The 12,376-nt window shown below is 63.5% G+C and carries 13 protein-coding genes and 1 pseudogene; 8 read left to right on the forward strand and 6 right to left on the reverse strand.

Features of this window, described 5'->3' with window-relative positions:
- From AC1DRE_RS20920 to AC1DRE_RS20940, 5 genes and pseudogenes are all read left to right on the forward strand, one after another.
- Positions 1-282, forward strand: a pseudogene (locus tag AC1DRE_RS20920) (CoA ester lyase); the annotation flags it as partial.
- A gap of 104 nt (positions 283-386) precedes the next feature.
- Complete coding sequence (locus AC1DRE_RS20925; RefSeq protein ID WP_476986424.1) at positions 387-755, forward strand: hypothetical protein; 369 nt, start codon at positions 387-389, stop codon at positions 753-755.
- A gap of 1,135 nt (positions 756-1,890) precedes the next feature.
- Positions 1,891-2,583, forward strand: a complete 693-nt coding sequence (locus tag AC1DRE_RS20930; protein WP_476986425.1) for an MSMEG_4193 family putative phosphomutase — start codon at positions 1,891-1,893, stop codon at positions 2,581-2,583.
- 24 nt (positions 2,584-2,607) lie between these two features.
- Positions 2,608-3,159 carry a DUF3090 domain-containing protein gene (locus AC1DRE_RS20935; RefSeq protein ID WP_476986426.1) on the forward strand — a complete coding sequence of 184 codons (552 nt, stop codon included), beginning with the start codon at positions 2,608-2,610 and terminating at the stop codon, positions 3,157-3,159.
- Positions 3,159-3,926 (forward strand): SCO1664 family protein, encoded by a 768-nt coding sequence (locus AC1DRE_RS20940; protein ID WP_476986427.1) that lies wholly within the window; start codon positions 3,159-3,161, stop codon positions 3,924-3,926. Before AC1DRE_RS20935 ends, AC1DRE_RS20940 begins: the two co-directional genes overlap by 1 nt.
- Before the next feature lie 828 nt (positions 3,927-4,754).
- Here the strand turns inward: AC1DRE_RS20940 and AC1DRE_RS20945 are convergent.
- Complete coding sequence (locus AC1DRE_RS20945) at positions 4,755-5,654, reverse strand: RNA polymerase sigma-70 factor (protein WP_476986428.1); 900 nt, start codon at positions 5,652-5,654, stop codon at positions 4,755-4,757.
- A gap of 5 nt (positions 5,655-5,659) precedes the next feature.
- A complete protein-coding gene (locus tag AC1DRE_RS20950; RefSeq protein ID WP_476986429.1) occupies positions 5,660-6,241 on the reverse strand; it encodes a carboxymuconolactone decarboxylase family protein in 582 nt (193 codons plus the stop codon).
- A gap of 271 nt (positions 6,242-6,512) precedes the next feature.
- Between AC1DRE_RS20950 and AC1DRE_RS20955 the strand changes: the two genes are divergently transcribed.
- On the forward strand, positions 6,513-6,788 hold the full coding sequence (locus AC1DRE_RS20955; RefSeq protein WP_476986430.1) for a hypothetical protein: 276 nt from the start codon (positions 6,513-6,515) through the stop codon (positions 6,786-6,788).
- A 26-nt stretch (positions 6,789-6,814) separates the two neighbouring features.
- Positions 6,815-7,447 (forward strand): NAD-dependent epimerase/dehydratase family protein, encoded by a 633-nt coding sequence (locus AC1DRE_RS20960; protein WP_476986431.1) that lies wholly within the window; start codon positions 6,815-6,817, stop codon positions 7,445-7,447.
- Here the strand turns inward: AC1DRE_RS20960 and AC1DRE_RS20965 are convergent.
- Positions 7,433-8,002, reverse strand: coding sequence for a TetR/AcrR family transcriptional regulator (locus tag AC1DRE_RS20965; protein WP_476986432.1), 570 nt, complete (start codon positions 8,000-8,002; stop codon positions 7,433-7,435). The genes AC1DRE_RS20960 and AC1DRE_RS20965 overlap by 15 nt on opposite strands.
- Positions 8,003-8,104: 102 nt before the next feature.
- Between AC1DRE_RS20965 and AC1DRE_RS20970 the strand changes: the two genes are divergently transcribed.
- Positions 8,105-9,325 carry an MFS transporter gene (locus AC1DRE_RS20970; RefSeq protein ID WP_476986433.1) on the forward strand — a complete coding sequence of 407 codons (1,221 nt, stop codon included), beginning with the start codon at positions 8,105-8,107 and terminating at the stop codon, positions 9,323-9,325.
- Between the two features lie 196 nt (positions 9,326-9,521).
- On the opposite strand, the gene AC1DRE_RS20975 is transcribed toward AC1DRE_RS20970, so the two are convergent.
- The 3 genes from AC1DRE_RS20975 to AC1DRE_RS20985 form a co-directional block, all read right to left on the reverse strand.
- Positions 9,522-10,700 carry a cation:proton antiporter gene (locus AC1DRE_RS20975; protein WP_476986434.1) on the reverse strand — a complete coding sequence of 393 codons (1,179 nt, stop codon included), beginning with the start codon at positions 10,698-10,700 and terminating at the stop codon, positions 9,522-9,524.
- A gap of 10 nt (positions 10,701-10,710) precedes the next feature.
- The gene (locus AC1DRE_RS20980) at positions 10,711-11,004 is read right to left on the reverse strand and encodes a hypothetical protein (protein ID WP_476986435.1); all 294 of its coding nucleotides are present in this window, start codon (positions 11,002-11,004) and stop codon (positions 10,711-10,713) included.
- 297 nt (positions 11,005-11,301) lie between these two features.
- A complete protein-coding gene (locus AC1DRE_RS20985) occupies positions 11,302-12,369 on the reverse strand; it encodes a LacI family DNA-binding transcriptional regulator (protein WP_476986436.1) in 1,068 nt (355 codons plus the stop codon).
- Positions 12,370-12,376 lie beyond the last annotated feature (7 nt).

The following is a 12,376-nucleotide window of genomic DNA, read 5'->3' on the forward strand; positions in this document are numbered from 1 at the left end:
GGTGGGAAGGTGGGAACCAACCACCCCATCCTGCGCGAGCAGACCGGCATCACCGTGATGATGGGCATGACCGGCAAGCTGTGCCTGGCCATCGACCAGACCAACGTCATCAACGAGGTCATCAGCCCCACGCCGTCCGACGTCGCGTGGGCCACGGACTTCATGGCCGACTTCGAAGCCAACGGCCGCGTCATCCGCGACGGCTCCGACCTGCCCCGCCTGGGCCGCGCCGAAAAGATCATGAAACTCGCCGTAGCATTCGGCGTGCAGCCGGCGCTCTAACGCCCTCGCCCCCGGCCTGCGTGGGCGCCCAAGGCAAACGAACGAGCCCCTGCGCACAACCACGCTGCCGTAAATTAGAAACCCCGACCAGGAAGAGAACACGAATGGCCTACGCAAACTACCAATACAAGGGACAGAACTTCATCGGCGAAGTTCACGGCGACCACATCATCCCGTTGGCCGGGCTCACCGACGTCGGACCGGAAACATCCGCAAGCGTCCTTGTCAGTGCCGCCCGCCTGACCGAATCACCGGTTCCCCTGTCCGAAGTCACCCTGCGCGCGGCGTCACCACGGGCCGGGAAGATCCTCTGCGTAGGCCGGAACTACAAAGACCATCCCGACGACGCCAGCACGGCCACCTTTCCCGTTATCTTTCCCAAGTACACATCCACCCTCATCGGACGCCCGAGGGTGTCCGGCAATAGTCAACATCCCCAGCACTCGTCAGACGCGCGTTCGACGCATCGCTAGGTCATGTCCAACTTTGACTGTGTCGCAGCACTGCTTGGCGACAGTAATACCAACAGCCGCTTGGGAGACAAGGCAGCAAGACACAAGACGGTGAGACTTTCAAGGACCGTTGATGTTTCATTGAGCAGGTCCTGCAACCCGCCTCGTGCGCGACTTGTGTCCCTTGCAGCGGACCGGACAACAGCTTGAACTACACCCCAACTGACGTCAGGCCCGCGGCCGAAGGCCGCAAGAGTTGAGTCCAGATTCTTCTTTTCTGACATTTGTCTTGGGAACCTCTCAGATCGCAACCTGACACCACCGATTCGGTCCTTGGGTAGCGCGTCGTGTGGGCCCATGTCGGCGGTCCTCCTGCTTTCACGTATGAAGAGGAGCTCATCCCCATCACCCGCAAATGTGTCACGTAAGACTGCGCAACGACACCGAAATCGAGGGCGGCTAGCGACACATGACAACGAGACGCTTCCTCCTGTGCCACCGATAGGGTGGCCCCTGTCTCGGGTCAATATATTTCAACTCTCGCCTTGCGGAACTTACTCCGTTTTCCCATAAACCCGCGCTGATCCACCGTCCGTTTCCGGTCATCCACGCCAGCCGGCTCATGGACCTTCGAAGATCAGACTCAGAGATGCATATATATATATGGGCCGCGCGGCCGAGTTGGCCACGTATGACGGATCAACCAAACCACGACAGCCCGGAAGAAAGTTACATCTGCATTCCAACCCCTGCAAACAGTGCGCTCCCCCGGAAACATAAGGAATCCGGGCCAGTCCGGCACCGGTACAGCCCAATCCGTGACCCAAAGTGCGGTCACTGTCCACACTCTATTCTCCCCACGTCTCCACGGCGAGATTGGCCATATCCCGCCAGACGGATACCAGCAGCTCCACGCGTGCCATCCCGCCCCGGTACTGCTCTCAATTTCCAATTAAAGACGTCTGCACAAAGCCCGGGGCTTGACCAAAAGTGTTTGGCTGCGTCGTCCATGAGCTGGTCCATGCTTGCCGAGTCAGCCTGGGCGCTTTGGGCGCGTCGGCGTGCTTGAAGGGTTCCGCCAGTGCTTTATCTGCCTGTTCGACGCGCGACCCGGTACGGTTCACACCGCCATCGACCGGGTGGTTAGGCTGGGGGGATGGCGACAGTTATTCTCGTGCGGCACGGCCGCACCACAGCTAACGCCACTGGGCTGCTGGCAGGTCGGGCAGTCGGCGTCAGCCTGGATCAGATCGGGCGCGACCAGGCGGCTCTGACCGGAGACCGGCTCGCGGCCGTGCCCGTAGTCGGGGTGGTGTCGAGCCCTCTTGAGCGTTGTCAGCAGACCGCCCGGCTCATCCTCGATCGCCAGGCTGGCAATCCTTCTGCGCCGGCCGATCCCGATCTCACCGAGTGCGATTACGGCCAGTGGCAGGGCCGCACGCTCAGTGATCTAGCGACCGAGGATTTGTGGCCGGTTGTGCAGTCGCAACCGTCCGCCGTCGTCTTTCCTGGAGGTGAATCCATGGCCGCGATGCAGGCCCGGTCGGTGGCAGCGATTCGACGCCACGATGCAGCCTTCGAAGCCGAGCACGGGCCAGGGGCCGTGTGGGTGGCGGTGAGTCACGGTGACATCATCAAGTCAATCATCGCCGACGCCCTCGGCATGCACCTTGACCTGTTCCAGCGTATAAACGTGGGCCCTGCCTCCGTATCGATCGTCCACTATGGTGCTGTTCGGCCGACCGTCTATGCGACGAACACCGACGCGGGTGATCTGTCGTGGCTGTCGAACGGCATCAACACCGGCGATGCGCAAGTCGGCGGCGGCGCAGGGCAAAAGGCGCAGTAGACCTCATGTGCCTAAAATACTGACATGCCTACACTTGTTCACGAGTTTGCCTGGCCTGACCGGGTCGTCATCGGCACCATCGGCGTTCCGGGGGCGCGCACGTTCTACCTGCAGGTAAGCACGGGTAAGCAAATTGTGAGCATCGCACTGGAGAAGCAGCAGTCAGCCCAGCTCGCCGAGAAGATTGACGAAATCCTCGATCAGCTAATTTCCCTCGAAGGCAACCCCTTCAGCGTTCCCATGAGCACTCCCATCGAACTCGTCGACAATGACCCGCTCGAGGCAGTCCAGGAACAGTTTCGCACCGGAGCCATGACCTTAGGTTGGGACCCGACGACAGCGCAGGTGGTCATAGAGGCATACCCGATCACCGAAGTCGATGCTGATGAGGTCGAATCGCTGGCTGAGAACGGCGCTGACGTGCCCGAAATGTTGCTGGTGCGGATGCCAGTTGGCACCGCCCGGGCATTCGCCAAGCGGACCCGAGAGGTGGTGGGCGCCGGGCGTCCCGCATGCCCGCTCTGCGGTTATCCCGTAGACGCCGACAGGCACATCTGCACCCTTCCCGAGGCCTGATGCCGGCACCCGACCTGCTGGCTGACGAGCTGATCCTCACCGGGCGCATCACGACGGCGTCGAACGCTACCTTCGTGGGCAACATCGGCGACACGACGGTTGTCTACAAGCCCATAGCCGGGGAGAAACCGCTGTGGGATTTTCCCGACGGCTTCCTTGCCCACCGGGAGGTCGCCGCCTACCTGGTTTCTGAGGTCCTCGGCTGGAACGTGGTGCCACGCACATGGCTGCGAGACGGTCCATTAGGTAAAGGAATGGTGCAGCTGTGGCAGGAGTCAGACCCCGACCAGAACGCAGTGGACCTCCTTGCGGCGGACGACGTACCGGAGACCGGGTGGAAACAAGTCCTTGAGGGTCAGGATGAGTACGGACGGATGGTCGCCCTCGTCCACGAGGACTCTCAGGCGCTCAGGCGCATGGCGGTGTTCGACGCCGTCGTGAACAACGCCGACCGCAAAGGCGACCACATTCTTGCCATGACGGATGGACACCGGCACGGCGTGGACCATGGGCTCACCTTCCACCGTGACCACAAGCTGCGCACGGTGCTGTGGGGATGGCTGGGAGACGCTCTGACCGCCGAGGAACGCGACGGCATCGAACGAGTCACTGAAGGACTGCACGCTGAACTGGGCCGAAACCTGGCGAACTTGCTCAGCGCCGAAGAAATCGCCTCGCTCGCCACGCGCTGCGCCCGGTTGCGCTTGGCAGGGCGGTTTCCGGCTCCAAGCGGTGAGATGTCGGCGGTGCCCTGGCCGCTCTTCTGAGGGAATTACGGCTACGGGCTTCGCATGCTGTGTCACGTTGATGGCATGTCCCTTAAGGTGGCGACGGAGCTGATCCTTCCTGAGTGCGAGCTCGGCTGGCGATTTTCCTAGAAGCCAGGCCCCGGCCGGCGACCCTCTGTTCAGAAGGCTTGGGCGATGGGAGAGACATCAACTGTCACCGGGAATTCGCTGCCCAAACGCCGATAACACCGCATATATTGCCAGTAAACCGCAGTTGGCACGGGTGGTCATCTGGTCGTTCGGCGACTAGGGGCAGGGTAAATCTCGTACGAACTCATATGGCACGAGAACCTAGGAGCGAAGCACGCATGAGTGGCAACAAAAAGCAGACTTAAGTGCGGACACTGTCCACACCCCTTTGGCCGGACAAACTGGCTGACGCCGCTCCCCTAGACCGCAAGAACAGTCCGCCCAATAAGATCCTGAAGAAATCATGCTGCGCACAGAATCCAGAACCATGAATAAGTGTTGGCCGCCCACGGACAACATCAAGGAACCGAGAGAGGAACGCATAGCCCCAATACGGAGCAGGCGGAGGGCCCACCGGCCAAGGCCCCTGACCCCGCCACCCACACAACCGAACAGGCCACCGCGGCGCCACACAGAGTCCGCGGCCAGTGTCAGAGGTCCCCTCGGAAGGTCAATGTCCACACATTAAGGCAAAAACCCCTCTGACGAGGGGTTATGCGTGCCCGAGGTGGGACTCGAACTGCATTCCAGCCCTTGTGAACACTGGGCTGCATGCCACCGTGATGCCCTGGACCGCCTTACGACTGGCGCCGCGATCGCTATAGAGGGTCTGAGCGGCTAGCGCGCCAGCCGGGTCTCCTCCTCCAAGTGGCCGAGCTTGTCCGGGTTCCGCATGGCGAAGATCCGTGCGATCCTGCCGTCCTCCACCACCAGGCTGATGAGTGACGGACCGCCTGCTTCGTCGTCGATCCGGATGCCGAGGCCGCCGTTGAGCCAGAGCAGAGCGATTTTCGGGTTGAGCGCGGCCTGCGGGAAGGACCGCAGCAGATTTGTCACCTTCTTCGCGCCGTACACCGGCACCCGAACCGCCTGGGCGACGCCGCCGCCGTCGGCGATGAGTACGACATCAGGCGCCAGCACGTCCATCAAGCCCTGCACATCCCCGGTGGTGACCGCCGCCAGGAACCGTTCGACGACTGCCTGCTGCTCGCTGCGGTCCACGCGCATGCGGGGGCGCCGCGCGGCCACATGAGAGCGCGCACGGCTGACGATCTGGCGCACGGCGGCCGCTGACTTGCCCACGGCCTCGGCAATCTCCTCGTAGGGCACGTCGAAAACCTCCCGCAGTACGAAGACCGCCCGCTCCACAGGCGTGAGCGATTCGAGAACCGTGAGCATGGCGATCGAAACGCTTTCGGCCAGTTCCACATCCTCGGCGACATCCGGCACAGTGAGCAGAGGCTCAGGTAGCCATTCCCCGACGTAATCCTCCCGCCGTCGTGACAACGCGCGGAGGCGGTTGAGCGCCTGGCGGGAGACGATACGGACGAAATAGGCCCGCGGGTCACGCACCTCCGCACGGGCCCCGGCGCCAAGGCCAGACCACCGCAGCCAGGCCTCCTGCACCACGTCCTCAGCATCCGCGGCGGAGCCAATAATCTCGTAAGCGACAGTGAAGAGAAGGCTTCGGTGGGCGACGAAAAGGTCCAATCTGTCGGTGGTCCCGGAGCTGCCCATATCGGTCAGGCTACTCCGCGCCCGCTTGGTACCGCGAGCGGCTTCAGGCCGCAGGCATCCGCGAATCCCTCGGACTCGATGCCCAGCGCGACGTTGCTGCGGGTTGTGAGGTTGGCGTAGCCGATGACGCTGGTCAGCTCTACCAGGGCCGCTGCGCCGAGCTGCTCGAGCAGTCGGGCAGCAAGTTCGTCCGTGACGGTTACGGGAGTCGTGCTCATGGCCTCGGCATATTCCAGGACGTCCCGCTCCAGGGGCGTGAAGACCCCGGAGTCGCGCCAGCACGGGATCTGCTGAGCCTTGTCCAGGTCCAGGCCGTGGTTGTGCGCCATGAAGTAGTTGAAGTCCAGGCACCACGTACACCCGATCAGCGATGCCACGGCCATGTGGGCGTAGGATTTCAGCGACTCATCGCAGCTGTTCCACTTCTGCAGTTTCTGCCCCATGCCCATGGACGCCTTGAGAACGGGCTGGTTATGCCACATGACACCCAGCGATTCCGGGACTTTGCCGAACATCTTCGCGCTGAACTTCTTGATGAGTGCGCCGTAAAAACCGGTGATCTCTGCTGCCGGGATCCTCGTGGTCATGACTCCTCCTGCGGGTCGGTTCTGGGTCCTACGACATGAAGACACCGCCCGCGCCCGATCTGTGACAGCAACGAGGTGAAACTGCTTGGGAAACGCCCGGGTACAGCGGCGCGGCCATGGGTCAACCGCGCTGCCGCCCCGGCAATCCGCACTATGCCCAGATGGAGGATGGGCGAATTGCAGTCAGCCCTCCCTTTCCACGTCAGAATCGACGTATACGGTGCTCCCATGGCGGACCCCGAGGAATGGCTGCAGCGTTGGTCCTTGTCGTGTGCTGGCGTCCTCGATGGTGGCCTACGGCGAAGGGGCCTACACGGACCCGGATACGGGATCCATGGTCCGCCCCGGTCCGCGCACGCCGGAGGACCTCAACGCCGGAATTTTCGACCCCCGGAACCCCGTCACCGGCAACATCCTAGCCCCCGCGATGGTCACCGAGGATGCCCGACTGGACCCGCGCAATGTCTACGCGGCTTCCAAACTGAGCCAGGAGCACCTCGCCGCCATCTGGGCGCGCGCAGCACCGGCGGCATTGCCATCGCCCTGAGGTACCACAACGTTTACGGTCCGCGGATGCCGCGGAACACCCCGTACGCCGGGGTTGCGTCAATTTTCCGGTCCGCCCTGGCCCGCGGCGAGGCACCCCGGGTGTTCGAAGACGGTGCCCAGCGGCGCAGCTTCATCCACGTCAGTGACGTCGCGGCCGTGAATATTGCCGCGGCAGAGTCCATCGCGGCGGGACGGCTGTCAGGCTTCCGTGCCTACAATGTCGGCGCCGACGAAGTCCGGACCATCGGGGACGTGGCTTCGGCCCTGAGTTCCTTCAGTGGTGGCCCCGACCCCGTCGTCACCGGTGAGTACAGGCTGGGCGACGTCCGGCACATCACCGCGTCCTCGCAGCTGATCAAAGGCGAGATGGGCTGGTCCCCGGCCATCCGTTTCGACGAAGGTATGCACGAATTTGCGATCGCACCCCTTCGTGGGCCGGCTAATACGTATTGGGGCACCGGCGGCCACTCCCAAAGCCTCCGCGTCCAGGAACTTACAGACCTTTCCGTCCAGGCGGCCTTGCCGTGGACCTCAAGGCATCTCCCCCGACGCCCGATGGGCAGCGAAAAACCAGTTCCAGAAAATCTAACAGCCCGGGGACCTGGCATTTTGGAGCCCCGGCGCCATGGTCGCCCTTTTCCCTCAGGCCCGGGGTGAGGTGTCCAGGACCATTTGTGCGAGTTCCCTGGCCAACCGGACGGCGTCCGGGTGCTTGTCGAGTTGTGAGTTGGCGACTGCTCCGTCGTAGAGCAACCGGAGACGGGCCGCCACATCGGCGGCGTATAGAAAGCCTGCTTCTTCGGTCTGCGCCAGGATGACGTCGGCGAGCCAGTCGCGGAACGCGCGCAGCGCACTGGCTTCCACGCTGCCCGGGAGGGCCTCGGCATTGGCATTAGCGAACGCGCAACCCCGGTAGCCCGGGGTCAGGACCGCTTCCTGCAAGGCATCAAAGATTGCCAGCAATTTGTCGACCGGGTCATCCAGCCCCTGCTGGTGCCGGGCAATCCGATCCCGCCGCCGCTGGTCCCAGCCCGCGAGATATGCGGCTACAAGTTCGTCCTTGCCCGAAAAGTTGTAGAAGAGCGAGCCTTTGGCAACGCCGGCTTCCTCGATGACCCTGTCGATCCCGACAGTATGGACTCCCTCGGCGTAGAACAGCCTGTCCGCTGCATCGAGGAGGCGTTGCCTTGCGGGAACCCGGGTTGAGGTCATGCCCTCACTTTATCAGACAGATCTGTCTAAATTCGTATTGACTTAGTTAGACAGATCTGTCTAACTAAGAAGGTTTAGACCACTCTGTCTAAGGAGCTCGTGTTGTCCCCCAAAATTTCCCCTACCGTCTCATTTGCCGGTCTCGCCACAGTTTTTGCAGCGTTTTTCTTCGCCGCCGGAGCCCCGACGCCCCTGCTCTCGCTTCGCCAGCAGGAGTGGCAGTTCTCAGCCGGCGCGCTCAGCATCGCCTTCTCGATCTACGCCCTTGGCCTGTTAGTGGCGCTCCTGATCGGCGGTTCACTCTCCGACCATGTCGGCCGCCGGCCGGTCATGCTTGCCGCCCTTTATGGTGAGCTCGCTTCCATGATTGTGTTCCTCATCGCCCCGACAATCACCTGGGTGATCGTCGCCCGCGCCTTCCAGGGTCTCGCCACGGGATTTGCGACCAGCGTCTTCAGCGCTGCCATCGCTGAGCAGGCACCCGCCCACCTCAAGAAGCTCGCCGGAGGCCTGGCCGGCGCCTCGGTCGCAGGAGGTCTCGGCGTCGGCGCTCTGCTGACCGGCGCCGCGGTTCAGTTCACTCCTGACGCCAACACGCTTGTTTTCACCATCCTTGCTGGAGTCATGGTTCTGGCCATCGTCTTCGTCAGCTTTACAGCCGAAACTGCAGCAAAGCGGCCCGGAGCGCTTCGGTCGCTGACTCCCCGCCTTGGACTCCCGGGCAATGTCCGCGGTGAGTTTGCCGCAGGCATTCCCGTGCATATCGCAGGCTGGATGTTCCCTGCCTTCTTCCTCGGGCTATCACCCGGGATGCTTCGTCTTCAGTTCAATTTGGACGGCGGCCTGGTAGCTGGCTTCACGGCGTTCCTCGGCCCGTTCGCGGCCGCTATTTCAAGCTTCGTTTTCAACCGGCACCCTGCCCGTCGCAGCACCCTAGTTGGAACATCATTTACCCTCCTCGGAACGATCGTGGTCCTTCTCGGAATCAGCGCGCCGTGGCTGCCCGCCGTCTGGATCGGTGCGGCGCTCGGAGGTATCGGCTTCGGCGCGTCATTCGGCGGCCAGCTCCGGCTAATAGCCCCGCACATTCAGTCTCACCAACGCGCCGGCGTCTTTTCGGGCATCTACACGGTCGCGTACCTGGCGTTCGGGATACCCGTCATCATCGCCGGCCAGCTGGTCCCCGTGCTGGGGCTGGTCCCGACCTTGCAGTGGTACGCGGCCGCCATCATTACCTTCGCAGTCCCGGCAATCCTTATCCAAGTGGCACGGCTCCGTCGGGATACCGAGCCGGTGCCAGTCCCCGCCCATTCGATCGCCTGATACCGCAGTTCCAGGCGCGCGCAAAACAAACAGGAGACTGGGACGGCTGGCAAGTGCGAGGGCGATCATTGCCCGTTGGCGCATACCACCGGCGCCGCGGGCCTTCGCTAGAGTGATCCCCTCGCGCTGGCGTTTGGCTTCATGGCCCTGGCCCAACAGCATTGAGAGACTAGCGGAGTTGTGCCGCTTAGGCGAACTACTCAGCCAAGGTCGGGCCGGACGGGTTGCCCGTCGGTGCCGGGGCCGGCTGCCTAAACGTGCGGGCGGCCCGTGAGCCCGCGGCGGCGCTTGCCGCGATGCTGATGAGGGCTCCGAGGATCATGGCCGAGGCTTCTCCGGCTTCCAGTAAATGCAATTGGGAGCCGATAGTGGCGGCGGCAACCGGCACTCCCAACTGGGACGCTGCAAGCACCGCGAGCGGCAGGGGCTGGCCGAGTAGCCGCAGGCTTCCATGGACCAGCAGAGTCCCCAGACCAAGGCAAATCCCTAGGAGAATCATTCTGGGGCTTCCCGCAAGGGTGCGCAGATCCAGTGATGCCCCCAGCCAGACGAAGAACACCGGCCCTAGAAAGCCATCGCTGACTGCGAAGAGTTGATGAGCCAGTCGCCTGGGTTCGCCCACCGCTGCGACCACCAGGCCGAAGGAGAACCCGGCCAGCATGATGGACACGTGGCCCGCGACGGCAAGCCCGGAGAGCGCGAAGAGCAAGGCAAGTTGGATCCTCAGCTCCAGGGCGAACTTCCGGTCCTCGGACATGTCATGCACCCGTCCGCGCGTGCCGCTGCGCTCCAGCCAGCGAAGCGCAAAGAACAAAACCGCGGCGCACGCCGCAACGACGGCTGCCCCGACGGCTGCCCTCAGTGCATTGGGTGGGTCGACAGCAAGCGGAAGCGCCACAATACAGGCGATGTCCGCTACCGCCACTTGCGCCGTCATCGTCAGGACCTTCGGTCCTTTCAGCCGCAGCGAGTCGACGATCGGCAGGACCAAGGCTGCTGAAGAGGAAGCGAGCAGAACGATGTAAAGGGGAGCATGTCCGGTGCCAAAGGCAAAGGCAATGACGGCTCCGGCGGCGGCCGCGAGCACTGCGGCGATGCCGGCACGCAGGGCGCCAGCACCCAGTGCGGGGCGGATGGCTACGTCCCGCACTGGGACATGCGTCCCGGCGACGAACATGACTAGGGCGAACCCGACGTCGGCCACAAAAGTGAACGTGGGATCCGAGGAGTCCACCATGCCCAGACCCGTGCGCCCGATGGCGATTCCAGCCAGCAACTGCCCCAGCACCACGGGAAGGTGCCATTTCCGGGGGAGCGCCAACAGCGGCCCGAGGAGCGCGACCGCGGCGATCAGCGAAAGCTGAAAGAACGACACGTACCTCCTTCTACCGGCATTGCTGTTGGCTTGCGTGGTTACCGGGGCGCATCAGCCAGTTTGAGTGGAATGTCGGTGTTTTCGAGGCCACATGGGCGTTGTCCTCGGGCAGCAGCACCAGCCTCGAGGCCCGGAGAATGTCCTTGGCCTTGCGGTGCTGGATGGGGGCGACCCTGAGCGACGCGACAATGGTGGCAATGACGTCGTCGGACTCAAGTAAGGAAAGATAGTCCGCCGCGCCCGGATAATCTTGCTCCTCGGGCTGCGGCAACCAGTGGACCTCACCCTTCTTTTCGTCAGGCATGCGTTGTACTCCAGCGGTATCGGCCGGCAAACCTGGGCAGCGCCGGCCGGGAGATCTTGGAAAGGTCGACGCCCGGACTCGTCGTCGAAAACTCGCTGTTGAAATCACGAAACAACCGGGCCACCACAGCGGAACCAACCGTCAGTGCCCGCCGCGGCCTCACCCCGCTTGCAGAATATTCAGTGATCACGGCTTCATCATGCTGGGCAGAAGGCCCGGAGTCCACCCTGACGCCTCAAAAGGAACAAACAGCCACTCCACGATCCTCTGCGCGCCAGGGAGCGCCGAGGCTGGTGATCAGTGCCGGGGCGGTGCCAGCGTCCTTCCAGGCGTAAAGACACCGGGGAAGAGTTCGTGCCGGACGGGCGCTGAGCGGTCACGCATCAAGTCCCCCAGGACTTCCAAGGCACGGCGGGCCACGGCTTCCACCGGGATTCGAAGCGTTGCCAACCCCAGAAGGTCCATGCCCATGGCTACCCCGTCACAACCGGTGACGGACACATCGACCGGCACGTCCAGGGACGAGGCCCGTGCATGTCGCACGAAGTTCAGGGCCCGCGCATCGTTCGGGAACATCGCCGCGGTGACCCGGCGCTCCCGGACGAGCTGGACAATGTCCCCACTTCCTTCTTCCGTTGCCCCGAAGGTGTCCGCCGCAACCCGGACAACGTGGATGCCATAGCCCTCCAGGCGCGCTGCCATGGAGCGCCCCCGGCGGTTTTCCGCTGTCGACACGGCAGGTCCGGTCAGCAGGACGGCCACCGACTGGTGGCCCGCGGCGGCCACCTGGTCTGCCAGGATGGCACCGTTCGTGTCCTCGTCATAGGACACGCCGTAGATTCCCGGGTGGTCCTCCACCCTGCCCACCGAAATTACCGGGACGCTGTCCAGGAACGGCTCCAGGTCGCGGGCCTTGACCACTCCGGTGGAGACCAGCAGACCGCCAACCCGCAACCCCAACAGCCTCCGCAACGCTGCCAGCTCGTCGTCGGCCGCCTCCGCCCAGTGCGGGACCGCGGTGACAAGCTGCAATCGATGCGCACTCGCCGAGGCCTGAATCTCCGAGTGCAGCAGCCCGTAGGCCGGGTTGCGCGGATCGCGCAGGAGCAAGCCCACCAGGTCAGAGGCCCGGGTGGCCAGTCCGCGTGCCATCATGTTGGGCACATAGCCCAGCGCGCGGACGGCGTTCAACACCTTTTCGCGCGTCGCGTCGGAGACCGGTGGATGCCCTACCAGAACGCGGGACACCGTGGCGCGCGAAACCTTGGCCAGCTGGGCGACGTCGTCCATCCGCACCTGGAGCGGTTCAAGAGTGGCGCCGTCGTCCTCGGTGTTGGAGCCATCGGCGGTTCTGACGTTGTTCACCTGATCC

The organism is Arthrobacter sp. P4_H3 (assembly GCF_056400885.1).